Annotated in this window: 22 protein-coding genes; 11 read left to right on the top strand and 11 right to left on the bottom strand. The window is 72.8% G+C overall.

Features of this window, described 5'->3' with window-relative positions:
• Positions 1-17 precede the first annotated feature (17 nt).
• Positions 18-704 carry a bifunctional DNA primase/polymerase gene (locus QFZ58_RS15885; protein WP_307125570.1) on the bottom strand — a complete coding sequence of 229 codons (687 nt, stop codon included), beginning with the start codon at positions 702-704 and terminating at the stop codon, positions 18-20.
• 268 nt (positions 705-972) lie between these two features.
• On the opposite strand from QFZ58_RS15885, the gene QFZ58_RS15880 reads away from it, so the two are divergent.
• A complete protein-coding gene (locus QFZ58_RS15880; RefSeq protein WP_307125569.1) occupies positions 973-2355 on the top strand; it encodes a transcriptional regulator in 1383 nt (460 codons plus the stop codon).
• A gap of 158 nt (positions 2356-2513) precedes the next feature.
• Positions 2514-4094, top strand: coding sequence for a hypothetical protein (locus tag QFZ58_RS15875; protein ID WP_307125568.1), 1581 nt, complete (start codon positions 2514-2516; stop codon positions 4092-4094).
• 185 nt (positions 4095-4279) lie between these two features.
• Here QFZ58_RS15875 and QFZ58_RS15870 read toward each other — a convergent pair whose 3' ends face one another.
• Positions 4280-5548 (bottom strand): ABC transporter substrate-binding protein, encoded by a 1269-nt coding sequence (locus QFZ58_RS15870; protein WP_307125567.1) that lies wholly within the window; start codon positions 5546-5548, stop codon positions 4280-4282.
• A gap of 174 nt (positions 5549-5722) precedes the next feature.
• On the opposite strand from QFZ58_RS15870, the gene QFZ58_RS15865 reads away from it, so the two are divergent.
• Together QFZ58_RS15865 and purU are read left to right on the top strand one after the other, a co-directional pair.
• Positions 5723-6169, top strand: coding sequence for a hypothetical protein (locus tag QFZ58_RS15865; protein WP_307128880.1), 447 nt, complete (start codon positions 5723-5725; stop codon positions 6167-6169).
• Positions 6170-6197: 28 nt separating this feature from the next.
• Positions 6198-7100 carry a formyltetrahydrofolate deformylase gene (gene purU, locus QFZ58_RS15860; RefSeq protein ID WP_307125566.1) on the top strand — a complete coding sequence of 301 codons (903 nt, stop codon included), beginning with the start codon at positions 6198-6200 and terminating at the stop codon, positions 7098-7100.
• Between the two features lie 9 nt (positions 7101-7109).
• On the opposite strand, the gene QFZ58_RS15855 is transcribed toward purU, so the two are convergent.
• Both QFZ58_RS15855 and QFZ58_RS15850 read right to left on the bottom strand, forming a co-directional pair.
• Positions 7110-8444 (bottom strand): maleylpyruvate isomerase N-terminal domain-containing protein, encoded by a 1335-nt coding sequence (locus QFZ58_RS15855; RefSeq protein ID WP_307125565.1) that lies wholly within the window; start codon positions 8442-8444, stop codon positions 7110-7112.
• A complete protein-coding gene (locus QFZ58_RS15850) occupies positions 8441-9022 on the bottom strand; it encodes a sigma-70 family RNA polymerase sigma factor (protein ID WP_307125564.1) in 582 nt (193 codons plus the stop codon). The genes QFZ58_RS15855 and QFZ58_RS15850 overlap by 4 nt, the downstream gene beginning before the upstream one ends.
• A 294-nt stretch (positions 9023-9316) precedes the next feature.
• On the opposite strand from QFZ58_RS15850, the gene QFZ58_RS15845 reads away from it, so the two are divergent.
• From QFZ58_RS15845 to QFZ58_RS15835, 3 genes are all read left to right on the top strand, one after another.
• Positions 9317-9691, top strand: coding sequence for an STAS domain-containing protein (locus QFZ58_RS15845; protein ID WP_307125563.1), 375 nt, complete (start codon positions 9317-9319; stop codon positions 9689-9691).
• Between the two features lie 107 nt (positions 9692-9798).
• Positions 9799-10335, top strand: a complete 537-nt coding sequence (locus tag QFZ58_RS15840) for an EF-hand domain-containing protein (protein WP_307125562.1) — start codon at positions 9799-9801, stop codon at positions 10333-10335.
• A 571-nt stretch (positions 10336-10906) separates the two neighbouring features.
• Positions 10907-11356 (top strand): ATP-binding protein, encoded by a 450-nt coding sequence (locus tag QFZ58_RS15835; RefSeq protein WP_307125561.1) that lies wholly within the window; start codon positions 10907-10909, stop codon positions 11354-11356.
• Positions 11357-11391: 35 nt separating this feature from the next.
• On the opposite strand, the gene QFZ58_RS15830 is transcribed toward QFZ58_RS15835, so the two are convergent.
• Positions 11392-12384, bottom strand: coding sequence for a GlxA family transcriptional regulator (locus tag QFZ58_RS15830; protein WP_307125560.1), 993 nt, complete (start codon positions 12382-12384; stop codon positions 11392-11394).
• Between the two features lie 237 nt (positions 12385-12621).
• Here QFZ58_RS15830 and QFZ58_RS15825 point away from each other — a divergent pair, with 237 nt between their 5' ends.
• Both QFZ58_RS15825 and QFZ58_RS15820 read left to right on the top strand, forming a co-directional pair.
• A complete protein-coding gene (locus tag QFZ58_RS15825; RefSeq protein WP_307128879.1) occupies positions 12622-12984 on the top strand; it encodes a DUF2809 domain-containing protein in 363 nt (120 codons plus the stop codon).
• 262 nt (positions 12985-13246) lie between these two features.
• Positions 13247-14596 (top strand): MFS transporter, encoded by a 1350-nt coding sequence (locus tag QFZ58_RS15820; protein WP_307125559.1) that lies wholly within the window; start codon positions 13247-13249, stop codon positions 14594-14596.
• 117 nt (positions 14597-14713) lie between these two features.
• Here the strand turns inward: QFZ58_RS15820 and QFZ58_RS15815 are convergent, their stop codons facing one another.
• The 5 genes from QFZ58_RS15815 to QFZ58_RS15795 all read right to left on the bottom strand — a co-directional run bounded on the left by QFZ58_RS15815 (position 14714) and on the right by QFZ58_RS15795 (position 19045).
• Positions 14714-15898, bottom strand: coding sequence for an NAD(P)/FAD-dependent oxidoreductase (locus tag QFZ58_RS15815; RefSeq protein ID WP_307125558.1), 1185 nt, complete (start codon positions 15896-15898; stop codon positions 14714-14716).
• Positions 15899-15989: 91 nt separating this feature from the next.
• Positions 15990-16574: a hypothetical protein gene (locus QFZ58_RS15810; RefSeq protein WP_307125557.1), complete on the bottom strand. Its 585-nt coding sequence runs from the start codon at positions 16572-16574 to the stop codon at positions 15990-15992.
• Between the two features lie 9 nt (positions 16575-16583).
• Positions 16584-17495 (bottom strand): zinc metalloprotease HtpX, encoded by a 912-nt coding sequence (gene htpX, locus QFZ58_RS15805; protein ID WP_307125556.1) that lies wholly within the window; start codon positions 17493-17495, stop codon positions 16584-16586.
• A gap of 74 nt (positions 17496-17569) precedes the next feature.
• Positions 17570-18235 carry a pyridoxal 5'-phosphate synthase gene (locus QFZ58_RS15800; protein ID WP_307125555.1) on the bottom strand — a complete coding sequence of 222 codons (666 nt, stop codon included), beginning with the start codon at positions 18233-18235 and terminating at the stop codon, positions 17570-17572.
• 162 nt (positions 18236-18397) lie between these two features.
• Positions 18398-19045, bottom strand: coding sequence for a TetR family transcriptional regulator (locus QFZ58_RS15795; RefSeq protein ID WP_307125554.1), 648 nt, complete (start codon positions 19043-19045; stop codon positions 18398-18400).
• A 375-nt stretch (positions 19046-19420) separates the two neighbouring features.
• On the opposite strand from QFZ58_RS15795, the gene QFZ58_RS15790 reads away from it, so the two are divergent.
• Positions 19421-20230, top strand: a complete 810-nt coding sequence (locus QFZ58_RS15790; protein WP_307125553.1) for a VOC family protein — start codon at positions 19421-19423, stop codon at positions 20228-20230.
• Positions 20231-20466: 236 nt separating this feature from the next.
• Complete coding sequence (locus QFZ58_RS15785) at positions 20467-22833, top strand: PQQ-binding-like beta-propeller repeat protein (RefSeq protein ID WP_307125552.1); 2367 nt, start codon at positions 20467-20469, stop codon at positions 22831-22833.
• A gap of 181 nt (positions 22834-23014) precedes the next feature.
• On the opposite strand, the gene QFZ58_RS15780 is transcribed toward QFZ58_RS15785, so the two are convergent.
• The gene (locus tag QFZ58_RS15780; RefSeq protein WP_307125551.1) at positions 23015-23761 is read right to left on the bottom strand and encodes a hypothetical protein; all 747 of its coding nucleotides are present in this window, start codon (positions 23759-23761) and stop codon (positions 23015-23017) included.
• Positions 23762-23810 lie beyond the last annotated feature (49 nt).

Genomic DNA, 23810 nt, shown 5'->3' with positions numbered 1-23810 from the left:
CACGTGTGGGGACCACCCTACGAAACGCGGGCCCGGGCGTCGGCCGCTTCCCGCGCGCAGGCGTAGGCGAGCGGACTGATCAGTTCCTCCGCGTCCGGCAGCCAGCGGTTGGCGTGGGTGGGGCGCCGGGCCCACTGCACGGCACCGCGCCCGCCGACGCGGGTCGGGGGCCCGGCCACGTAGTGGCCCTCGCCCAGGCCCACCAGGTCGATCGCCGTGGTGTCCCAGCCCAGGCGGCGTACGAGGTCAGGGGACTTGGCGGCGGCGCCCGGCAGCACGAAGAACACCATCCGGCGGTCGGGGGTGCGGGTCACCGGGCCGAGCGTGAGGTCCATCCGCTCCATCCGGGCCAGAGCCAGGAAACCCGCGGACTCCGGGACGTCGAGCGCGTCGAAGGCACGGCCGGTCGGCAGGAGGACCGAGGAACCGGGCTGCCTGGACCACATCCGGCGGGCGGCAGCGGCGCTCCCGGTCGCCTGCCCCGCCCAGTCGGGCCGCGCGGGGTGGGCTCCGGGGGCGGGGCAGCCGGGGTCCCCGCACGAGCAGCGCTCGGTGCCCTCCACCGCTTCGAGCCACGTGCCGGGAAACACGTCCCAGTGCCGCTCCTCCGCATACCGCGCCGCCGCGTCGAGCAGCTGCTCACCTCGCTGTTGGGGGACCTGGGCGGCTTCCGTCACTCCGATGGGCTCTTCCACGCACAGCACAACTACCCCTGCAACCCGGGGTTACGGGCGCACTGCCGCCCGTCACGGCGGATCGATCCTGCATATGGGGCGCACGGGTGCATGGACGGGGGCGCGCATGCGGCAGTGCACCGATGCGCGGGTAACCACTTGCAGGACTGTGCCGAGGCGCTCGTCGCAGGGCGTGCCCGCACGCTGACGTCCGTACCGAATGAAGACGAATATGCGCATTTCTTGTGTAAGTGCCGGGCAGTGATCCCTTCCGATCACTGCGGTCCCAGGGGGAAATATGGCAGCCAGGCCTCTCGTCGCCCGCCAGCCGAACGAACGGCTCCAGACGCTCATCCAGGAGGCGGCCTGTTCCAACGCGGGCCTCGCCCGCCGCGTCAACATGGTCGGGACCGAGCGCGGACTCGACCTCCGCTACGACAAGACGTCCGTGGCCCGATGGCTGCGTGGGCAGCAACCACGCGGCAGGGCGCCGGGGGTCATCGCCGAGGCGCTGGGCCGCAAGCTCGGCCGTACGGTCACGATCGACGAGATCGGCATGGCCGACGGGAAGAACCTGGCCTCGGGGGTGGGCCTGCGGTTCGCCCCCACCGTGCTCGGTGCGATCGAGCAGGTCTGCGAGTTGTGGCGCAGTGACGTGGGCCGCCGCGACCTGCTGGCCGGGTCGGCGGTCGCCGCCTCCGCCATGGTCGAGCCCAGCCGGGACTGGCTGATCACGGGCGCCGACCCCCAGGTGGCGCGGACGACGGGAGCCAGGGTCGGCATGCCGGACGTGGAGGCGGTGCGGGCGATGACCGTCGCCCTCGTCGACCTCGACCACCGGTTCGGCAGCGGACACGTGCGGCCCGTCCTCGTGCACTACCTCAACAGCGTGGTGTCCGGGCTCCTTTCGGGGGCGTACCGGGAAGCGGTCGGCCGGGAGCTGTTCGGCGCGGTGGCCCGGCTCACCGAACTCGCCGGCTACATGGCCGTCGACACGGGCCAGCCGGGTCTGGCGCAGCGGTACTACATCCAGGCCCTGCGCCTCGCCCAGGCCGCGGGCGACCGGGCGTACGGCGGCTACGTGCTGGCCGCGTCGATGAGCCACCTCGCCGCCCAGCTCGGCAATCCGCGGGAGATCGCCCAGTTGGCGCGGGCCGCGCAGGAGGGCACGCGGGGGCGGGTGACCCCGCGTGCGGAGGCGATGTTCCACGCGGCGGAGGCCCGGGGCCACGCCCTCATGGGAGACGCCCGCACCTTCCAGGTGGTGGCCGCCAAGGCGTCGGCGGCCCTGGAGCGGACCGACCCGGACACCGGGGACGACCCGGACTGGATCGCCCACTTCGACGCCGGCTATCTCGCGGACGAACTCGCCCACTGCCACCGCGACCTGGGGCAGGCGGAACCGGCCGCGCGCCGGGCGAAGGAGGCGCTGGCGGCCCTGCCCGCGTCGCGGACCCGGCGCCGCGGCATCGGCCTGGTGCTGCTGGCCACGGCTCAGGTGCAGCAGCGCGAGGTGGAGCAGGCGTGCCACACGGGGCTGCGGGCCGTGGAGTTGCTGGGGACGGTGCGCTCCAGCCGGGGTGCCGAATACCTCGACGACCTCCAGCAGCGGCTGGTGCCGTACGGGGACCAGCCCGCGGTCCGGGAGTTCGGTGCCAGGCTGGAACTGCAGGCCGCCTGACCTGCGATCCGGCGATCGGCCATGATCAGCGCCGGCGTGCCGTCCCGTGTCACCCGCGGTGTGAAGGGCTGGTGAGCGCTCATGGGCGCTTGGCGCGGGGCGGCAGCCACCCGATAGCGTGAGCCGACGATTCCGTAGGTTGACACGTAGGAGTCCCGGTGACGCAGAGCGGACAGGGTGACGAGCAGCAGCTCCCTGCTGTACGGCCCGCGCACGAAGGTGTCGTGCTGCCCGCGGAGGGTGGTGCCTGGGCCGCGGGTGGGCCCGCAGGAGGACCGGCGCACGACGGGGCGGTCCCTGCGGGCGGGCAGCCGTGGGGCGCGCCCTGGGGCCCGCAGGCCGCCGGTCCGGCCGGACCGCTCCCGGGGCAGCTGCCCCCCGAGCAGCCCCCGCCGGGCGCGTACGCGCCGCAGCCCGGGCCGTACGAGCCCTCGCAGCAGTCCTACGCGCCGCAGCAGTCCTATGCGCCGCAGCAGTCCTACGCGCCTCAGCCGGACCCGTACCAGCAGCAGTTCCAGCAGCCCTACGCCCCGCAGCACCAGCAGTACGCGCAGCCGCTGCCGCCGGAGGCCGCGCCCGGCGGGGACGCCGACGCCACGCAGTTCATCGCCCCCGTCCCCGGCGGGCACGGGCCCGGCGGCCTGCCGCCGGAACGCCCCGCGGAACCCACCCAGCACCTGGGCAGGCCGGCCCAGGGGGGCGACGCCGACGCGACCCAGTACATACCGCCGGTACCCGGCGGGGCCCCGTACGGCATCCGGCCGGGAACCCCCGGTGAGCGGCAGCCGCCCGCGGAATTCGACAGCCTCTTCCGCAGCGAGGGGCCCGCGGGCGCCACGCAGCAGATGCCGCGCTTCGACGCCGGGCAGCAGCAGCCCCACCAGCAGCCGCCCCACCAGCAGCCGCCCCACCAGCAGCCGCCCCACCAGCAGCAGCCCCACCAGCAGCAGCCCCACCAGCAGCAGCCCCGCCGACAGTCGCAGGAGCCGTATCCGGGAGTGCAGGGGCAGCCGCAACCCGCCTCGGCGCCCCAGCCGTACCAGTCGGGACTGCAGGGCGTGCGGGGCGCGCAGGAGCCCGAGGACCACGGACAGGGGACGCAGCGCCGGCGGTCCGCGCACATCCCGCTGATCGCCGCGGTCGTGGTCGGCTGCGCCGTCATCGGGCTCGGAGCCGGCGCCCTGATGAGCGGGGGCGACGAAGGCTCCGGGGACGACAAGCAGCCTGTGGCCGCCCAGAGTTCCTCCGCGGCGGACCCTTCCACCCAGGCGGCGGCCGACCCCGCCGAGCCGCAGGCGAAGGCGCTCGACAAACTGCTCGCCGACAGCAACAACAGCCGTGCGGCGGTGATCAGCGCCGTGGAGAAGATCAAGGGCTGCACGGCGCTCGACCAGGCGGCCGCCGATCTGAAGGGCGCCGCCACGCAGCGCCGCGATCTGGTGACCCGGCTCGAGGGGCTCGCCGTGGACAAGCTCCCCGACAACGCCGGTCTGAAGTCCTCGCTGACCAAGGCGTGGCAGGCGTCGGCCGAGGCCGACGACCACTACGCCGCGTGGGCGGGACAGGCCAAGAACGGCAAGAAGGTGTGCAAGGGCGGCAAGGCCAGGTCGACGGACGAGAAGGCCAGGGCCGACGCGTCGAGCGGCGAGGCGACCCGCGCCAAGCAGGAGGCCTCGGGCATCTGGAACTCCATCGCGGCGAAGTACGGGCTGACGAAGAGGACCCCTCAGCAGCTCTGACACCCGGCGGCCCGTCGGGCGCACGGCCTCGGGCCCACGGCCTCTGGCCTCGCGCCCGAAGCTCACGCCTCGGGTCCCACGCCCGCCCCGGTGCGACACCCGCCCCGGGGTTCACACCCGCCCGGACACCGGCCGGCGAGGCCGTGGTCGTCCTCCGCGGCCGCCGGAGTCCGGGAGGCCGGGCGTCAGCTGCCGAGCCGGGCGTCCACCAAGGTCTCCGTGACATCCACGAAGCCCTTCTTCTCGGCGACCAGCCGGCCCTCGCGCACCACCTGGAACGTCACCCGCCCGTTGACGATGCGTGAATACGCGGCGGTGCCCACCATGTCCTTGAAGCGCCAGCGCAGGACGGGCGTGAGTCCGCCGGTGTCCACCTCGGCGCCGCGGTTGAGGCTGACGCTGATGCCGCCGGCGGTGATCTCCGGCCGGTCCATCGCCTCGATGACCGCCTTGAGCACGGTGTACGCGATCCAAGTGGTCTGCACGCCGGTGTCCTCGGGGTCGACCCGGTTGTCACCGAAGGCGAACTCGCCGATCACCTGGCGCATGGCGTCCCAGCGGGCGTCCCCGGAGTCCGGGTACCAGCCGGTGACGTACGCCCCCTCGAAGGGGCTGTTCCGGCCGCCGGTACGGTCGATGAGCGGCTGTTCGATGCTGCCGAGCACGGACGAGATCCGCACCCTGCCGCCCTCCGGTTCGAGGCGGCGGAACGAGTCGAAGAACGTCTCCGTCCCCTGGCCGAGCACGGCCGTCACACAGCCGTCGGCCGCCCGGTCGAGCGCCCTGGCCGCCTGGGCGTCGTACGAGGTGGCCTCCTCCGGGGCCCTGATGTCGTAGGAGGCGGGCAGATCGGCCCGGGTGAGGCTCGTGTCGAGGAGGCCGGGCATGCTGTCGCCGACCAGCGAGTCGGGCCGCACGAGGGACACCCGGTCGCACCTGGCGGCCAGCTGCTTGCCGTTTCCGGCGACGAGCGCCGGCTGGCCGCCGTTGACGGGGTAGGAGAGATAGCTGGTGAACTCGTCGGCCGAGGCGCCGTAACCACCGATGTACGGGATCCCGGCCGCCTCCAGCGGGGCCAGGAAGGCCCGCCCGTGCCGGCTGTAGGAGCCGACGACGGCGACCACGTCCTCGTCGACCGCCCGCCGGGCACACCGGGACGCGCCGACCGGGGTGTCGTTGTCGTCACAGGTGAGGACCCGCAGCTCGTGCCCGTCGATCCCGCCCCGCTCGTTGATCCAGGCGGCGTAGGCCCGCGCCATGGCCGGCATGCCCGCCATGTTCACCGCGTCGGCGCCGGACGCGTCAGGGGCCCAGGTCATGACGGTGACGGGCTCCCTGGAATCCCCCGACGCGCCAGGGAGGACGCCGCAGCCGGACAGCAGCGCGCCGGCCGTCACCGCGCATGTCAGGAGCCTTGAGGTGCGGGGGGAGCTGAGGCGTTGCCATCCGGTCATGAGCATGAACTGTTGCGTGCCGGAGGTAACGGAACGGTGTGCAGTGCTCAACGCTCGGTGACACGCAGGTGAATTCCGGGGGCCCGTGCGTACACGACGAAAGGGAACGTACGATCGACAATCGTGCAGCAAGGTTCGGAGAACTCTTCCCGTCGCGGCCGTCGCTCCTCCACCATGGGCGGCATGCCGCTCAACGACATGCCGTGGTGGCGCTGGCGCAGCAACGTGCGTTCAGCGCTGCACATGCTCTCCGACCCCGTCTTCCACCAGCAGTGCTGGCTGGCCGGCCAGGAGGGCTACGGTGACGTGACCGACGCCGTGTACCGCCTGGTCGAGGACACCTGGCTGGACAACTGGTCCGCCGAGAAGTACGTGGGCACCATCTTCCGGGACTCCGCCGAGGCCGCCCTCGTGGACGTCGCCGCTCTGCGGGTGCTGCGCATCATGCACCAGGTCGGTGCGGACGCCCCCGTCTCCGCCTACCTGGAGCACCCCGGCTGGCAGGAGGCCGTCCTGGCCGCCCGTGAGGCCCATGTGATGCTCGCGGGCAACGACGGCGAGGACCCCGACATCCCGCCGCGCTCCCTGGACGTGCTCCGCATGATGACCGGATCGGCCTGATCAGCGGGCGGTGTGGCACCCTACGGGGATGACCGCGCCGCAGCCTGCCGAACCCGTTACCGCCGCTGCCTCGGACGCCGCCGCCGAGCAGTACGTCCTCACGCTCTCGTGCCCCGACAAACAGGGCATCGTGCACGCCGTGTCGAGCTATCTCTTCATGACCGGCTGCAACATCGAGGACAGCCAGCAGTTCGGCGACCACGACACCGGTCTCTTCTTCATGCGCGTCCACTTCTCGGCCGACGCCACGGTGAACCTGGACAAGCTGCGGGCCAGCTTCGCCGCCATCGGGGACGCCTTCCGGATGGACTGGCAGATACACCGCGTCGCGGACCGGATGCGGGTCGTGCTGATGGTGAGCAAGTTCGGGCACTGCCTCAACGATCTGCTCTTCCGGTCCGGCATCGGCGCCCTGCCGGTGGAGATCGTGGCCGTCGTCTCCAACCACACGGACTTCGCCGAGCTCGTCGCCTCGTACGGCATCCCCTTCAGGCACATCCCCGTGACCCGGGAGAACAAGCCGGAGGCGGAGGCGCAGCTGCTGGAGCTGGTGCGCGGGGAGAACGTCGAACTGGTGGTCCTGGCCCGCTACATGCAGGTGCTGTCGGACGACCTCTGCAAGCAGCTGAGCGGCCGGATCATCAACATCCACCACTCCTTCCTGCCGAGTTTCAAGGGGGCCAAGCCCTACCACCAGGCCCACGCGCGGGGCGTGAAGCTGATCGGGGCGACGGCGCACTACGTGACGGCCGACCTCGACGAGGGGCCGATCATCGAGCAGGAGGTCGAGCGCGTCGGGCACGGGGTCACACCGGACCAGCTCGTCGCCGTCGGGCGCGACGTCGAGTGCCAGGCCCTGGCGCGCGCCGTGAAGTGGCACGCGGAGCGGCGCATCCTGCTCAACGGCCGACGCACGGTGGTCTTCGCGTAGGGCGCGCGCTCACAGCCTGCTGAGGGAGGCCGCGGCGGACAGCACGTCGCGGATGGCCTCGCGGTCACCCTCCTGTCCCGCCGCCGCCTCTTCCGGCGGGACGTGCCCGGCGACGAGCCGGCAGAACTCCACGCCGTCGAGCGCCACCTGCGCCACCGCGTGGCCGGGCGAGCCGAGGGCGGCCGGTGAGTCCAGCGCGACGTACCAGTCGCCGCCGCCCCGCCCCTCGATCTCCAGGTGCAGCGAACGCCCCGGGGCCCCGGCCGTCACCAGCCCCCGGGCCGGTCCGGCCAGCCCCGTGCGGCGGCGCTCGGCGAGGGCGGCGGGCAGCAGCCTGGCCGCCAGGTCGATCATCCCGTGGAGATGGGCGGCGGCGGGCGGCTCGTACGGATAGTGGACCGCGTCCGCGATGTCGCCGCCGTGCACCCAGCACTCGAAGGCCCGCTCCAGGAGCGAGTCCCGCAGCGGCAGGGCGAAGTCCCCGTACGGCACGGAGAGTTCCGCGACGCCCCGGCCGGCGAACGACACCGTGCGTACGAGGGTGTGGCTCTGGTCGCGCCAGGGTTCCCGGACGGCCCTGGTGGGCGGCCGGGAATGGGCCGACCACCAGGTCTCGGTGCGCGCGGTCGGTGTCGAGGGCCTGTCACCGCTCCCGAGCGGGTCGTCCAGGCCCAGAGCCGTGGAGACCAGGCCGTCGACGGTCATGAGGTGACCGATCACTCCGGCCACCGTCGTCCTGCGGGTGACCGGCCGCTCGCCCTCGAACCACTTCAGCCGCACCGGCGCATGCCACTCCGAGTCCCCGATGTCCCGCAGCAGCGCGTCGAGCCTGGCGGTCTCGGCGTCGTACGGAGCGGCCCAGGACGGGACGGGGATGCGCGCCGGGCGGCGGCCCAGACAGCCCTCCAGCACCCGGGCCCGCAGCTTCGGGTCCAGGTCGAGGCTGCCGTCGGTGTGCAGCAGACCCACCGCGTCGCGCAACCGCAGTGCCTCGTCCGCACAGGGGGCGCAGGAGGTGAGGTGCTCCTCGACCGCCGCCGTCTCCTCGACGGAGCAGGCGGCCAGGGCCCATGCGCCCAGGAGGGAGGTGAGGACCTTGTGGGACAGGACCGCGCCCGGAGCGGCGCTCTCCGGGCCGGTCTCCGCGACGCTCTCCGCGAAGGGTGCCGCGACGCTCTCCGCGAGCGCCGCCGTGCGGGCCGTCGAGACATCGGGGTGCGGTCCGGGGAGCGCGGGTGGGTCCCCGCGGCCCTGGTCCTGCGTGCCGCCGGTCCGCTGTCCCGGTATCCGCCGTTCGTCCGTGGGCCACTCGTCCCGCCCGTCGTCGCGTTCGTCCTCCGTCACGGTGTCCGTCCGTATCCCGGTGGTGCGGAGCCCGCGGGCGGGCGGGTGTTCGCCGTGGAGAGCAGCTGCAGCCCGAGCCGCAGCCGGCGCCTGGCCTCGTCCCCGGTGACGCCCAGGTCGGCCGCGGCCTGCCGGTAGTCACGGCGCTGGACGTAGGCGAGCTCCAGAGCGGCGCGCAGTGGTGCGGGCATGGAGGCGACGATGTAGTCGGCGCGGGCGGCGGCGGTGGCCTTCCGGACCCGCTGCTCCAGCTCCTCGGCGTGCGCGTCCGCGTCGGGCCCCGACGGCTCCCCGTGCGTGTCGCGGAGCCGCTGCACGGAACGTCGGTGGGTGAGCTGCGCCACCCAGGACCGCATGGAGCCCTGCTTGGGGTCGTAGGCGTCGGGGTTCTCCCAGACGTAGCCGAAGACCTCCCGGGTCACCAGGTCCGCGGCGCCCTCGTCGTCGAGCATCCGATGGGCCTGGGTGTGCACGAGGGCGGCGAACCGGTCGTAGAGCTCGCCGAGCGCCGCCGCCTCGCCCCGCACCAGCCGCTGCTGCATGCGGCGGTCCCAGCGCGGTGGTACGTCCTTCGCCATCCGGCCCCCAGCCCTGTGCTCCTCGTCACGCCGAATGTAGTCGGCGGCATCGGGCCGTCACGTACCTTTGCACCAAGTACGTCCCCCGAGTGGCGCCGGCTGATAGGGAATATGACGCGCTTTGCCGATTCCTGACCGGGTGATCGCAGCCCATGTGATCATTCCTGGATGAATCCTGTGCCGTACCGGTGGGCCGTTCCGTGTTTCGCGGGTGCGTGACGGGGGCAGCCGCGAGGAGGAACGGAAACTTCCGGATGATCCTCCGGATCCCGCCGGAACGAGAGGTCCGATCGCGTGACGCTGAAGGTGGACGAGACCGAGCAAGGCGGGTGGACCGTACTGCGGGCCCACGGTGAACTCGATCTGGTGACCTCACCCGTCGTGCGTCAGTCCGTCCACGGAGCGGTGGCCGAGGGCCGGCACGACGTGGTCCTCGACCTCTCCGGTGTGCTCTTCTGCGACTCCAGCGGTGTCAACGTGCTGATCGCCACCCGCCGTCTCATGAAGTCGTGCGGGGGCCGGCTGCGGCTGATCCTCCCGGCCCGCGGCGCGGTGGACGGCTCCCACGTCAACAAGGTGCTCGGTGCCCTCGGCGTACGCAGGCTCTTCGAGGTCTACCCCGACGCGCGTTCCGCCACCGACGGGGACGCCCGGCCGCTCAGCGCCTGACACGCGGGCCGGATGCGGCCGAGTGACACACGGGTCAGTACGAGGTTGTAACACCTCCAACGGGAGTTGGTGACACGTGACGACCGTCGGCGTCGTACGCTCCCCGCATGGACAGTGCAGAGTACGAGCGCAAGATCGCACACCGGTTCGCCGCCTTCGACCAGGACGGCAACGGCTACATCGATCGCGCCGATTTCAACGCCGCGGCGGCACGTCTGCTCACCGAATTCGGTACGACGGCCCGCTGTGACAAGGGTCAGGCCCTCTACACGGGTGCCGAGGCCTTCTGGCAGGGCATGGCGGGCATCGCCGACGTGGACGGGGACCAGCGCGTCACCCGGGAGGAGTTCGTGGGCGGGGCCGTGAAGCGGCTGCGCGACAACCCCGGACGCTTCGCGGAGATCGCTCGCCCCTTCCTGCGGGCGGCGATCGCCGTCGCCGACTCCGGGGTCCACGAAGGGGCCGCACCCGCCTCGGCCCCCGTCGCGGCCGTGGAGCGGGCCCTGAGGGTCCTGGGGGCCGGAGCCGACGTCGCGAGCGTCGCGGCGCAGAGCCTGGACGCCGACCACGACGGCCGGGTGGCCGAGACGGACGCGGTCGCGGCACTCTCCGCGTACTTCACCGTGATCGAGCCGGACGCCTGAGACCGCTCGGCACGTCGCCCGCGCGGACGTCAACACGCCGAAGCGCGCGACCAGTTCGCGCCCCCGTGCGGCAGGTTCCGCGGACCGCCGGGACCTGGCGCACGGCCCGGCGCTCTCACCGTCGTGGCTGACCGGGGGCGCTTCGGGCGGCGCGGCGGCACGTGACCCTGTGCAGTCGGCACCCGGTCGCCGGGGCGGGCAGGTGGTGACGGGGCGGAGTCGACTGCTCCGCTCCGGTAGGCTCCGGTGGATGCGAGTGGTTCTGGAACCGAAGGATCCGGGTGTGGCCCGTGCGGCGACTCCGGTCCGGGAGCGGTGCCCCGCTCGTGGCCCCCGGAGATGCGCCGGGCCTGCCGGGGAGTCGGTTTCCGCAGTCGGGGCGCGCTCCTGTTCGACTCTCCGCAGAGTGCGTCGCACAGTATGTACCACGCGTACTCCTTCGCGCTGGAATATGCCTGAAGCGCTTGTTGCGGTGACTGTACGTCAACCATGCTGTCTCGCAGGGGAGTCACGTTCTGTGACCCTGAGGAGGCGCGAGGCGATGTGTCCGCCGGTTCGGATGGTGTGAGCGGTGCAGGTGCTTCAGGTGCAGCTGGAGGTCGGGCCGGATCCCGCGGAGGTGGGCCGGGCCCGCAGATGGGCGCGGTCACGGCTGATCGGGTCCGGCGTGGCGGATGACGAGCCGCTCGCCGAGACGCTCATCCTGCTGATCTCGGAGCTCGTCACCAACGCGGTGGTCCACACGGGCTGCCCGGCCGTGCTGCGGATGCTGTTCGGATCCGGATCGCTGGGAACCGTACGGGTCGAGGTGGCCGACACCAGTTGCCGCCCGCCCCAGCAGCGCCACGCCGTGGGCGAGGACACGGGCGGCCGGGGCCTGGAGCTCGTGGACGGCTTGGCCGACCGCTGGGGATGGCAGCCGGAAGGGGCCGGGAAGCAAATCTGGTGCGAGGTCGACCGGGGCGATCCGGTGATGGTTCCGGTGATCGACGACCAGCCCGGCGACTGCGCCCGTATCTGAGCCCGGGCGGCCCGTGGGCCCGGACGATGCCCGGCCTACGGGGTCCGGCTCGCGATCGTCGAGCGGAACGCCCGCCGGTAGGCCGTCGGCGGTACGCCCAGCGTCGCCTGCACGTGCTGGCGCAGGGAGGTCGCCGTGCCGAACCCGGCGTCCCGGGCGACCTGGTCGATCGACAGGTCCGTGGATTCGAGCAGCTGCCGTGCCCGCTCCACCCGCTGCTGGGTGAGCCACTGCCCCGGGCTGACGCCGACCTCCTCGCGGAAGCGGCGGGTGAAGGTGCGTACGCTCATCGACTCCTGCTGGGCCATGTCGCGCAGCGAGATCGGCTGCTCCAGCCGCCCCAGTGCCCAGACCCGAGCGGCGGTCGTCGTGGCGGACCGCGCCTCGGGGACGGGCCGCTGGATGTACTGCGCCTGGCCCCCTTCGCGGTGCGGCGGCACCACGGTGCGGCGGGCGACGTCGTTGGCGACGGCGGTGCCGTGGTCGCGGCGCACGATGTGCAGACAGAGGTCGATCCCGGCGGCCACCCCGGCGGAGGTCAGCACGTCCCCGTCGTCGATGAAGAGGACGTCCGGGTCGACCCGGACCTCCGGGAAGAGCTCCTGGAAGTGGTCGGCGGCCGACCAGTGGGTGGTGGCGGGACGGCCGTCGAGGTATCCGGCCGCGGCGAGCACGTAGCTGCCCGTGCAGATGGACACCATCCGGGTCCCGGGCCGGACGTGGGCGAAGGCGGCGGCGAGCTCGTCGGTGAGTCTGCCCTCCGTGTACACGGGGCCGAGTTCGTACGACGCCGGGACGACGACGGTGTCGGCGGTGGCCAGCGCCTCCGGGCCGTGCTCGACGACGATGCTGAAGTCGGCGTCGGTACGGACCGGGCCCGGCGGGCGGACCGAGCAGGTCACGACGTCGTACAACTCCCGCCTGCCGTGCGGTTCGGAGCCCAGCGAACGGCCGAAGATCCGCTGGGGAATGCCGAGTTCGAAGGGGAGCAGTCCGTCGAGGGCGAGTACGACGACACGGTGCCGCATGCGGTCTCCTGTTCCCCGGCGGTGGCGGCCGGTGGATCGGCCGCCACCGACTCTAAGCTGATGGAGGTCACTGCCGTGAAGGAAAATCCGGTCTCCGCCACGACCGTCCCTCCGGCCTCCGGTGCGGCCCTCCGGACGGCCTCCGGTACGACCGTTCCTCCGGCGGCGGCTGCCCGTGCGGCGGCTGCCCGGTCGACGGCGGCTGTCCGTGCGACGGCGGCTGTCCGTGCGACGGCGCTGGCCGCTGCTCTCGTGACCGTGGCCGCGGGGCTCGGCGTCCGTTCGGTCGTGGGCGGCGTCCTGGCGAAGTACGCGGGTGACGCGCTGTACACCGTGCTGATCCACGCGGTCGTGGTCCTCGTCGTGCCCCGGGTGAGGCCGCTGACGGCCGCCGGCGTGGCCCTGGCGTCCAGCTGGGCGGTGGAGCTCGCCCAGTTGACCGGTGTACCGGCCGAGTTGTCCCGGGGGAGTGCCGTGGCCCGGCTGGTCCTGGGGTCGACCTTCAACGCCCCGGACCTGTTCTGGTACGTGGCGGGAGCCGGGCTCGCCCGGGCGGCCCACGCCGGAGCCACGGCCCGGCGCGGGCGCCGCAGGTCATGATGCCCGTCTCCCCGGCCGGTCGGGTCGTCCCTGCGCGTCCGGCATGATGCCCGCCGTACCTCAGGCCGGTCGCGCCGCCCCCGCCGGGAGCCGCTGACCGGCACCGTCACGTCCTGCTCCGGCGCCGGGCGGCACGTCCTGCCTCGGCGCCGAACCCCCCCGCCCCACCCGTGGGGCTCGCCGGTCTCACGCGTCACCTCCTGGCCCGATTCTTGCGAACCGTGTCCTCCCAGCCACTCGTACGGCGCAGGCCCGGGACCGGATGCTGGGCCACGTGAACCGGACAGCCGAAACCGAAAGCGCGGCCGACGCCGCCGTCCCGCCTCGTCGCCCGTCCCGCCCGCGGATCCACCGGGCATGGATCGTCGCCGCCGTCACCTTCGTGACGATCATCGGCGGTGCGGCCTTCAATTCCCTGCCGGGCCTCCTCATCGACCCCCTTCACACGGAGTTCGGCTGGTCGCGCGGTGAGATCGGGCTCGCCGTCTCCCTCGACATGGCGCTCTACGGGCTGACCGCGCCGTTCGCCGCGGCTCTGATGGACCGGTTCGGCATCCGCCGGGTCGTGGTCGTCGCGTTGAGCGCGGTGGCCGCGGGTGCGCTGGCGAGCGTCTGGATGACGGCGGCCTGGCAGCTGATGCTCTACTGGGGCCTGCTCGTCGGCCTGGGCACGGGCTCGATGGCGATGGCCTTCTCCGCCACCGTCACCAACCGCTGGTTCGTCGCCCGACGCGGCCTGGTCACCGGCATCCTCACCGCGGCCGGTGCCTCCGGCCAGCTGGTCTTCCTGCCGCTGTGCGCCTGGATCGTGGACGCGCACGGCTGGCGTCCGGCCTCGGTGACGGTCGCCCTGGCCGCGCTCGTGGTCGTCCCCTTCGTCTGGCTCCTCATGCGTGACCACCCGGCCGACGTGGGCCTCGCCCCCTACGGCGGCGCGTACGTGGAGAAGCCGGCGCCCGCCGTGGGTGCCGCGACCCGCACGGTCCGCGTCCTGAGGGACGCGGCCCGCACCGGGCCGTTCTGGCTGCTGGCCGGCTCCTTCGCGATCTGCGGCGCCTCCACCAACGGCCTGATGCGCACCCACTTCGTGCCCTCGGCCCACGACGAGGGCATGGAGATCACCACGGCGGCCTCCCTGCTGGCCCTCATCGGCATCTTCGACATCATCGGCACGGTCTTCAGCGGCTGGCTCACGGACCGCTTCGACGCCCGCAGGCTGCTGGCCGTCTACTACGCGCTGCGCGGGGCCTCCCTGCTGGTCCTGCCCCTGCTGATGACCAGCCCCTCCGTGCATCCGCCGATGGTCTTCTTCATCGTCTTCTACGGTCTGGACTGGGTCGCCACCGTCCCGCCCACCCTGGCCCTGTGCCGCGAGCAGTACGGCGAGGACAGCGCGATCGTCTTCGGCTGGGTCCTGGCCTCCCACCAGGTGGGGGCGGCCCTGGTGGCGTTCCTGGGCGGCGTGGCTCGCGATGCGTTCGGCTCGTACGACGTGGTCTGGTACGCCTCGGGCGCCCTGTGCGCGACCGCGGCTCTGATGGCCCTGGTGATCCGCCGCAAGCAGGCCGCTGCCCCTGGGCACCCGCTCGGACGGTCGGCGCTGGGTGACTGACCGTCGAGGGGCGGGCGGGGCGCGACGCGTGGACGCGGTACGGGCGGATCGGCGCCCGGGGGACGGCGAGGTCCGGATCCTGGCGCGTCGGGAGGAGTCCCGACGCCGGACGCACCCCTACCCCGCGGCGGCCAGCTTCCTGGCTATCTTCCGGGCGTCCCGGGCCATCTCCCGCAGCATCCCGCTGATCGGGTTGGTGAAGCCCGTGAAGTACAGCCCCGGCGCCTGCTTCGGGGTGCGGCCACCGTGCACCACGGGGCGGCCCCGGGCGTCCAGTACGCCGAGGTGGCCCACCAGACCTTCGAGGCGACGTTCGTAGCCGGTCGCCGCGATCACCGCGTCGGGGGTGATCCGGGACCCGTCGGCCAGCACCACATCGTCCCCGTCGAACGACTCGACGGCCGCCACCGGGACCACCCTGCCGCTCCTGACCGCGTCGATCAGCCCGACGTCCTGGACGGGGATCGCACCCTCCCGGACCCGGGAGTACAGGCCCGTGTCCGGGCGGGGGAGGCCCTGGGCCGCCAGGTCGGGGACGGAGACACGGCTCATCAGGCGGCCCGCCCGGTCGACGAGCCGGACCGGCAGCCTGCGGACCAGGACGGCGGTCGCCTGTGCGGGCCAGCCCGCCGTGGAGCGGCGCACGATGTGCGGAGTCGTGCGGACCGCGATCCTCACCCGGGACGCGCCCCCCTCGACGAGGTCCACGGCGATCTCCGCGCCGGTGTTGCCGATGCCGACCACGAGGACGTCCCGGCCGGCGTACGGGGCCGGGCCGCGGTACTCCGCGGCGTGCACCAGTTCCCCCGTGAAGCCCGCACGGCCTGGCCAACCGGGCAGGCGGGGAGTGTGGTTGAACCCGGTGGCCACCACCACGGCCCGCCCGGTGAGCACCCGGCCCCCGGTGGCGCTCAGCTGCCAGCCCGTGCCGTCGGCGGTCCGGTCGATCCGGGACACCTCGACGCCCGTGACCACTTCCAGGTCGTGGTGTTCGGCGTACTTCTCCAGGTAGCGCACCATGTCGTCGCGCGACACCCACCGCCCGAACCGGCGGGGCATCGCCAGCCCCGGCAGCGCCGACCAGCGCCGGATCGTGTGGAGGTGCAGCCGGTCGTAGTGGCGCCGCCAGGACGCCCCGACCTCGGTGGACTTCTCGAGGACGACCGCCCGGACGCCCCGCGCCCGCAGGGCGGCCGCGGCGGCGAGACCGCCCGGCCCGCCGCCGATCACGTAGACCGGCCGGTCCTCGGTGCGGTCGATGGCGGGAAGGGCGTCACCGGCGGAAAACGTGCTGTCTGGCATGGTTCGGAGCGTAATCCGCCCTGAGCTTGATGGGTCTCGGTCAAGGCCGGAATCGGTTGCGAAACGATCACGGTCCGCACCTCCCGGCCGTTCAGAGCCCCGGCGCCCCCCACACCGGGAACCAGCGGGCGAGGTCGCTCTCCACCCGGAGGTCGTCGCCGAGCACCGCCCGCACCTGGAGTTCGAGTCGGTTGTCGCGCTTCTCGCCGCCGCCCGGCGCCGGCGCGAAGGGGTAGAACGTGCCGCGCTTGTAGAGGTAGACCAGGGCCAGCGAGCGCCCCTCCGCACTCCGGAAGCCGATCATCGAGCAGAGCAGGTGCGGGCCGAATCCGCCGTCCTGGAGCAGGGTGTTGACCGCGTGCAGGTCGTTGACCAGTGCGGCCGTGTCGTCGGGTGCCTGCCGGGCGAGCAACCAGGTGTAGCCGTAGGGGTCCCGGCCGAACTCCACGGGGATTCCGCCCCGTCCCGTGTCCGCGTCGAGCAACTCCCGTACGTCCTGCTGGATACGGGCGAACGTGCCGCCCTCAACCCCCGCGAAGCACACCGAGCCGAGGCCGGTGGGCGTGAGGCCGGTGCCCGCCTGGAGGGTGAGGGCGGCGGAGGGGAGGGCGAAGAGCTGGTCGAGGTCGGGGCGGACCGGTTTGCTGCGGCCCAGGATGCTGTCGAGCAGGCCCACAGGAGCTCCTTACGGGCGGGAGAGGCCGGCCGAGATGCGGGCCAGCTGGTCCAGGCGCTGTTCCAGCGTCGGGTGCGAGGAGAGGAGCCGGCCCAGGCTCTCCTTGGCGGCGAAGGCGGGCACGAAGTAGAAGGCGTTGTACGGCTCCGCCTTCCGCAGGTCCTCCGTCGGGATCCTGGCCATCTGGCCGCTCACCTTGGTGAGGGCCGAGGCGAGCGAGGAGGGCCGGCCCGTGAGCAGCGCGGCCGTGCGGTCGGCGGACAGCTCGCGGTAGCGGGAGAGCAACCGGGTCAGCAGGAAGCTCAGGGCGTACACGACCGCGCTGATCAGCGGAATGAGCATGATGATGATGCCGGCCGGGTCGTTGCCCCGGCTGTTGCGTGCGAAACCGCCCCACAGGGCGACGCGGGTGATGATGCCCGCGAGGACACCGAGGAACGACGCGATCGTCATGACGGCCACGTCCCGGTGGGCGACGTGCGACATCTCGTGGGCGAGGACGCCCTCGAGCTCGTCGGGCTCCAGTCTGCGCAGGAGCCCGGTCGTGGCGCAGACGAGTGCGGTCCTCTCGCTGCGGCCCGTCGCGAAGGCGTTCGGCACGTCGCTCCGCGCGATGGCGACCCGCGGTTTGGGCATGTCGGCCAGGGCGCAGATGCGGTCGATCGCCCCGTGCAGTTCGGGCGCTTCCTGCGGCGTGACCTCGCGGGCCCCCATGCCGTAGGCGGCGATGCGGTCGCTGAACCAGAACTGGGCGACGAAGAGACCGCCCGTGATGATCAGGATGACCGGCCAGGCGCCGCGCAGGACGGCCACGAGCACACCCACCAGGACCACGTAGAGCAGCCCGATGAAGAACATCGTGCTCACCATGCGGGTGGTCAGTCCGCGGTCAGGGGCATAACGGGAACGGGCTCGTGCCATGGGTGCCTCCAGCAGTTCGCCTGCCTCCCATCATGCCCCTTTCGCGAATGAACGGGGTAAATCGGGCGGAAGCCCTACGGCCACAGCAGCTCCCGCGTCCAGTCCGCGCCGCCCCGGCGGTAGCGCAGCCGGACATGGCGCCGCTCGGCGTCGCCCTGGAAGAACTCGACCTCGCGCGGCTCGACCACGTACCGCGTCCAGGTCTCCACCTCGGCGTCCGGCTCCGCCCGCGCCCGTTCCCAGGCGGCCTCGGAGGCCCGTACGAGCTCCTCGTACGACGGGAGCACCTCGCTCTGGGTCCCGGTCAGCGCGGCGGCCAGCGCACCTGCCGACCTGCTGTGCAGGTCGGCCCGGCTCTCCGCCGGGCTCGCCGGGGTGACGGCACCGCGTACGCGGATCTGGCGCCCCTGGGCGGGCCAGTAGAAACCGAGGGCGGCGTGCGGGCGGGCGGCGAGCTGGCGGCCCTTCTCGCTGGTGGCGTGCGTGGCGAAGTGCCAGCCGCGCTCGTCGGCGTCGTGCAGCATCAGCGTCCGTACGTCGGGTCGGCCCTCGGCGTCCGTGGTCGCCAGGGTCATGGTGTGCGGCTCGGGCTGCCCGGCCGCCACCGCCTCGGCGAACCAGTCGCGGAACAGGGCGAGCGGGTCCGCGGGCGCGGTGGAGGTATCGAAACGGGGGAGGGGGGCGTCCCAGACGCGCTGGGTGCGGAGCAGGTCGCGGAAGGCCTTCTGTGCATCGCTCATGGTCCTATTCCACCGTGCCGCCGACGGGGTCGCCCGGTGCGGGGTGGAAAAGCACCGACGGCGGACCACGTGGGTGGTCCGCCGTCGGTGAGACAGGACGTGGCGGGCTACGGAGTGTCCGTACGGCGCCCGGTGGGTTCGGGGGTCTTCAGCTACCGGCGCCTACCTGGCCGGCTTCTTGCCGGTGATGCCGAGGTGGACCAGGAGCGCGAGGTTCGGCCGGAGGTCGGCCTGCTTCACGCCCCAGGTGCTGAAGCCCTTCTGGTGCGAGGCGACCGCTGCCAGCATCGCGACGAGCGAACCGGCCATCGCGGCGGGGCTGACGTCCTTGTCGACCTTGCCCTTCGCCTGCAGTTCCTTGACCGACTCCGTCAGCGGGCTGGTGACAGAGGTGAGGATCTTCATGCGGATCTTGTGGAACCGCTTGTCGCCCTCGGCCGCGCCGAGGTCGACGACGCGCAGGATCGCGTCGTGGCGCCGCCAGAAGTCGAGGAATCCGTCGACGAGTTCTTCGGCGGACTGCCGGCCGGCCTTGCCGACCCAGGAGCGGCCGGTGACCAGTTCGGTCAGCCCGGAGCCCTCCTTGGCCATTTCCTCGGCGACTTCGAGGACGGCGCCCTCGACGTCGGGGAAATACTGGTAGAACGTCGCGGGCGAAGTCCCCGCCTTCCGGGCCACGTCGATGACTTTGACGTCCCGGTACGGCGAGGAGCTGAGCATCTCGCTGAGGCAGTCGAGCAGCTTCTGCCGCGTCGCCTGGCCTCGCCGACCGGCCACGCGGCCGTCGACGGTGCGTACTTGTCCTGTCATGCAGTCAGCTTACCGAGGGGTGATCGGGGCGCGATCTGACCGACTGCAAATGGGGAACGCCCCAGTCCGCACAGGGCGGAAGGCGCTTTTCCAGGCGTCCCGGAAGGCGGTCGCGGAGGCGGTTCCGCCCCGTGGGCGGGGTGTCCGGGCGGTGCCCGCAGCGGAGGCCCGCCGACGTGATCTTCTTATCAACAGCCTGTGGATAACTTCGGTGGACAACGCTCGTCCACCCTGCGCGCGCCACCTTCACGATGCGCGCAGAAGTTCTATTCCTGCGGGTGGCGGCCGTGCGCCAGGGGATTTCGGGGCGCGCGGCACGACGCCCGGCGATACGTTGAGTGTGACGGGCGTCACCGCAACGGAAGGACCCGGGCCATGGCCGCATTCGCGCAGTCCGTGCCGTGCTGGGTGGACGTGTCGCTCTCCGACCTCGAAGCGGGCAAGCGCTTCTACGGCGGGCTCTTCGGCTGGACCTTCCACGCGGAGGACGGGATGCCCTTTGCCGACGCGTACAGCGACGGGAAGCTCGTCGCCGCCCTCGCGGCCAAGCAGGACGGGCGCATGCCGACCGAGTGGGGCGTCTACTTCTCCACCGACGACATCCTCGCCACCGTGGCCCTGATCCGGAAGGCCGGCGGCCAGGTGATCACCGATCCGGTACGGGCCGGCCGGGCGGGAATCCTCGCCCAGGCGGCCGACCCGGGCGGTGCGGTCTTCGGTCTCTGGCAGGCCGGTGACCGTGCGGGTTTCGAGAAGTACGGCGAGCCGGGCGCCTTCTGCTGGACCGAGGTCCACACCCGGCAGCCCGAACGGGTCGACGCCTTCTACGAAGAGGTCTTCGGCTTCCTCGGCACGGACCTGGACGGGGCGCCGGACGGCGACCCCGGCACCGAAGGGTCCGGAGCGGACTTCCGCATGTGGTCCCCGGCAGGCACCGAGCCCGGCCCGGACAGTGCGATCGGCGGACGCAGCGTCATCCCGGACGCGTCCCCCGCGATGCTGCCGAGCTACTTCCTGAGCTACTTCGCCGTGGCCGACTGCGTCCGGGCCGCCGAGACGGCCGTACGCCTCGGTGGCCGGATCTCGGCCCCGGCCTTCGACACCCCGTACGGCCGGATGGCGGTGCTCCAGGACGACCAGGGTGCCGCCTTCGCGGTGCTTCAGCCGACCGAACTGCTGCCCTAGCGGGCTGCGGCCGGCGCCCGAGGTGCACTCCGGCCGTTCTCCGGCTCCGTTTCGGCTGTCCTGAAACGGGTGGAGTGCCACAAGACACCCCGATCCGCCCCCGGGTTCGCAACCAGGCCCCGAGCCAGGAAGAATCAGGTGCGCACCGCCAGGTGGTGCTCAGTGGTGAGACGCTGCACAGGGCGGGATTTCGCGGGCTTCGTTTCCTGGGGCCCGTACGGGGAGGTGGCAGGCAAGTGGAGCAGCTGACGCAGCATGACCCGCGGCGGATCGGCCCGTTCGAGGTGCTGGGACGGCTCGGCGCCGGAGGCATGGGGCTGGTCTACCTCGCCCGGTCGGCGTCGGGCCGGCGGGTGGCGATCAAGACGGTCCGTACGGAACTGGCCGAGGACCAGCTGTTCCGGGTCCGCTTCACCCGTGAGGTGGAAGCGGCCCGCGCCGTCAGCGGCTTCTACACCGCGGCCGTGGTGGACGCCGATCCGCGGGCGGCCGTCCCGTGGCTGGCCACCGCCTACGTTCCCGCTCCCTCGCTCGAGGAGATAGTGAGCGAGTGCGGGCCGATGCCGACCCAGGCCGTGCGGTGGCTGGCCGCCGGGATCGCCGAGGCCCTGCAGTCGATCCACGGGGCGGGACTCGTCCACCGCGACCTCAAGCCGTCGAACGTGCTCGTCGTCGAGGACGGGCCCCGGGTGATCGACTTCGGCATCGCGTCCGGCGTCTCCAACACCCGGCTGACCATGACGAACGTCGCGGTGGGAACACCGGCGTACATGTCTCCCGAGCAGGCCCGTGACTCGCGCAGCGTGACGGGGGCCAGCGACGTGTTCTCGCTCGGCTCGACGCTCGTCTTCGCGGCGACGGGCCACGCGCCCTTCCACGGCGCGAACCCGGTGGAGACCGTCTTCATGCTGCTGCGCGAGGGCCCCGACACGGAGGGGCTGCCCGACGATCTGCGCCCGCTGATCGAGTCCTGCATGCAGATGGACGCGACACGGCGGCCCAGCCCGGCCGACCTGCAGTCCCAGCTGGCCCCGCACCTGTTCGCCTCCGGCAGCGACGACAGCGGTACGGCGTCCGCCTGGCTGCCCACCTCGGCGACGGCGATGATCGAGCAGCGCAGGGGCGGTGGCCGCGCCGTCGTGGCCGCCCCCGCGCCGGTGGCCGTGCCGCCACCTCCGCAGCAGCCCCCGCCGGGTACCGGCCGGGACGGGGCATGGCGCAGCGGCGGTGACGTCCGCACCGCACCCGCGCCCTCGTCCGACGGCGGCCCCGTGCGGCTGCCCGGCGCCAAGGTGCCGATCGGCCCCGGGCCGCGTCCGGCGGAGGTACGCGGTCCGGCCGCGGCGCACGCGGACCCGGCCACCGGCTGGGTGCGCGCTCCCGGGGCGAACGGTGCGGCGGGTACCGCGACCGCGCCGGTGCCCGCGCCCACCCCGTCCCCGGAAGCCGCGCCCGCCGGGCCGGAACGCTGGCGGCCCTGGCGCTTCCGCATGTCGAACGATGTGTGGGGCACCCCCGTCGTGGTCGGCGACCTGTTGTACGTGACGTCGTTCGAGGTCCACGCGCTGGACGTGGGCAACGGCCGACGGCAGTTCAAGACCCGCGACGTGGCCTGGGCGATGGCCGTCGACGGCGGCCGGATCCACGCCTCGGACGGCCCGTCCCTGTACGCGCTGGACGCGGGCACCGGCAACGAGCGGTGGCGTCTGCAGACCGACGCCTGGGTGTACTCCCTCAAGGCCGACCGCGGCACCGTCCTGACCGCGACGCGGGGCGGCGGCGTACAGGCCTGGGAGGCGTCGAGCGGCGAGAAGCTGTGGGAGACCGGGGGAGTCCAGACGGACTTCGAGACAGCGGAGGCAGGGCCCGTCATCCACGACGGCACGGTGTACCTGTGGCAGGACGCCCGGTTGCGGGCCGTCGACGCGCGCACGGGCATCGAGCGGTGGTCCTACCCCATCGGTGACGCGGCCTCCTGCGGCGGTGTACCGGTGCGGGTGTCACCGGCGCCGGACGGCTTCGTGTACGTCGCCGCGGGGACCCGGGTGCTGGCCGTGGACACGGTCTCGGGCCGGGTGCGCTGGCACTTCGAGTCGCCGGCCGTCTTCCTCTCCCCGCCCGCGTTCGCCCCCGGGCCGGCGGTCACGGGCGGCGGGGTGTACCTCGCGGACTACCTGGGCACCGTCTACGCGCTGGACGCGTCGACCGGCAAGGACCGGTGGCGCATCGCGACGGAAGGCCGTCAGTCCATCGAGCCGGTGCTGGTCACGGCGGGGAACGTACACGTCGGCAGCGGCAGCGCGCTGTACACGCTGGACGCGGTCACCGGTACGCCGAAGTGGCGGTTCGCGGCGGGCGGCGAGGTCGTGGGAGCTCCGGTGGTCGCCGACGGCCGGGTCCACTTCGGTTCGGCGGACCACGTGCTCTACACGCTGGACGCGGCGGGCGGCCAGCTCCGCTGGAAGCTCGCCACGGGCGGTGAGATCACCGGCTCACCCGTCGCGGAGGCGGGCGTCGTGTACGCGTGCAGCAAGGACCGGTGCGTGTACGCGCTGGACGCGCTGAAGGGCACGGGCACGGGGAGCCGGGCACCGCGGGCCTAGGGCGTGTTTCGAAAGTAGCGTCGTCTGCCCGAAGGGCAGGCCCGGGGGCGTCTGGTGCGTGCGATCGCAAGGCGGAGGGTCGCCCCGATACCGGGTGTATCGGGGTGATCCCGACAACACGGCGAGCGTGCGTGCCAGACGCCCCCGGGCAGGCGGGACTTTCGAAACACGCCCTAGGGCCCTAGCGGCCCTGGTCCCGCTGGTCGCGGTCGACGTCCTTGTCCCATACGGGGTACGCGGCGGTGTCCTGCTCCTCGCCCCGGTCCTGCGCCGGGTGAGGGCCACGGGACTGGCCCTCACCCTCACGGAACTGGCCCTGGTCCTCATGGAACTGTCCCTGGTCCTCGCGCCGGGCGTGCGGGTCCGGGCCCGTGTACGGGTTCCGCTCCTGTTCCGGCCAGGGTGACGTCTGCGCGGCCGGACCGGGCTCCTGCGTGGGCGGCCAGGTGTCCGGGTGGTCGTCCCCGGGAGCCGCGTAGGGCTCGGGGTCCCCTCGGCGCCGCCGGCCACGCTTCCGGGGGCGGCCCGACATCAGGACGGCGCCCAGCAGGAGCAGCAGCCCGCCCGCCGCGGCGTACGCGACGCCCGGACGGAGCCCGGACCCGTCGCCGCCGACCGACAGGCTTCCGGCCGCCTGCCCCTGGCGGACCATCCAGAGCACGGTGAAGCCGAGCACGATCAGCCCCGCGACCGCCACCACGGCACGGGATCGCAGGACGACGCCGATCAGGGCCACGAGGGCGGCGAACATGAAGGGCAGCAGGATCGACGTCATCACCGCCGCGTGCGCGCCGGTGATGCCGCCGAACAGGTCCTGGATGCGGTAGTCCCGCCCGAGACGGTTGCCGTACCAGTGCTGGAAAGGGCTCAGGACGGCAGCCGCCGCTCCGATGAGAGCGATCACCGAGCCCAGGACGTTGCGGATCATCGGTCAGCCTCCTGCGGCGTTCGCTAACCCCCGGGCCGGCGTTGCGGAC

The sequence above is a fragment of the Streptomyces sp. B1I3 genome, from assembly GCF_030816615.1.
GTDB lineage: Bacteria > Actinomycetota > Actinomycetes > Streptomycetales > Streptomycetaceae > Streptomyces.
Note: the sequence above shows the minus strand (reverse complement) of the source record. Positions and strands in the feature narration are given on the sequence as shown.

What these genes read in the sequence shown, in the direction of transcription:
- QFZ58_RS15880 (WP_307125569.1), top strand. Translation starts at nt 973, where the DNA reads ATGGCAGCCAGGCCTCTCGTCGCCCGCCAGCCGAACGAACGGCTCCAG.
- QFZ58_RS15870 (WP_307125567.1), bottom strand. Translation starts at nt 5,548, where the DNA reads ATGACCGGATGGCAACGCCTCAGCTCCCCCCGCACCTCAAGGCTCCTG.
- QFZ58_RS15865 (WP_307128880.1), top strand. Translation starts at nt 5,723, where the DNA reads ATGGGCGGCATGCCGCTCAACGACATGCCGTGGTGGCGCTGGCGCAGC.
- purU (WP_307125566.1), top strand. Translation starts at nt 6,198, where the DNA reads ATGACCGCGCCGCAGCCTGCCGAACCCGTTACCGCCGCTGCCTCGGAC.
- QFZ58_RS15850 (WP_307125564.1), bottom strand. Translation starts at nt 9,022, where the DNA reads ATGGCGAAGGACGTACCACCGCGCTGGGACCGCCGCATGCAGCAGCGG.
- QFZ58_RS15840 (WP_307125562.1), top strand. Translation starts at nt 9,799, where the DNA reads ATGGACAGTGCAGAGTACGAGCGCAAGATCGCACACCGGTTCGCCGCC.
- QFZ58_RS15830 (WP_307125560.1), bottom strand. Translation starts at nt 12,384, where the DNA reads ATGCGGCACCGTGTCGTCGTACTCGCCCTCGACGGACTGCTCCCCTTC.
- QFZ58_RS15820 (WP_307125559.1), top strand. Translation starts at nt 13,247, where the DNA reads ATGCTGGGCCACGTGAACCGGACAGCCGAAACCGAAAGCGCGGCCGAC.
- QFZ58_RS15815 (WP_307125558.1), bottom strand. Translation starts at nt 15,898, where the DNA reads ATGCCAGACAGCACGTTTTCCGCCGGTGACGCCCTTCCCGCCATCGAC.
- htpX (WP_307125556.1), bottom strand. Translation starts at nt 17,495, where the DNA reads ATGGCACGAGCCCGTTCCCGTTATGCCCCTGACCGCGGACTGACCACC.
- QFZ58_RS15800 (WP_307125555.1), bottom strand. Translation starts at nt 18,235, where the DNA reads ATGAGCGATGCACAGAAGGCCTTCCGCGACCTGCTCCGCACCCAGCGC.
- QFZ58_RS15795 (WP_307125554.1), bottom strand. Translation starts at nt 19,045, where the DNA reads ATGACAGGACAAGTACGCACCGTCGACGGCCGCGTGGCCGGTCGGCGA.
- QFZ58_RS15790 (WP_307125553.1), top strand. Translation starts at nt 19,421, where the DNA reads ATGGCCGCATTCGCGCAGTCCGTGCCGTGCTGGGTGGACGTGTCGCTC.
- QFZ58_RS15780 (WP_307125551.1), bottom strand. Translation starts at nt 23,761, where the DNA reads ATGATCCGCAACGTCCTGGGCTCGGTGATCGCTCTCATCGGAGCGGCG.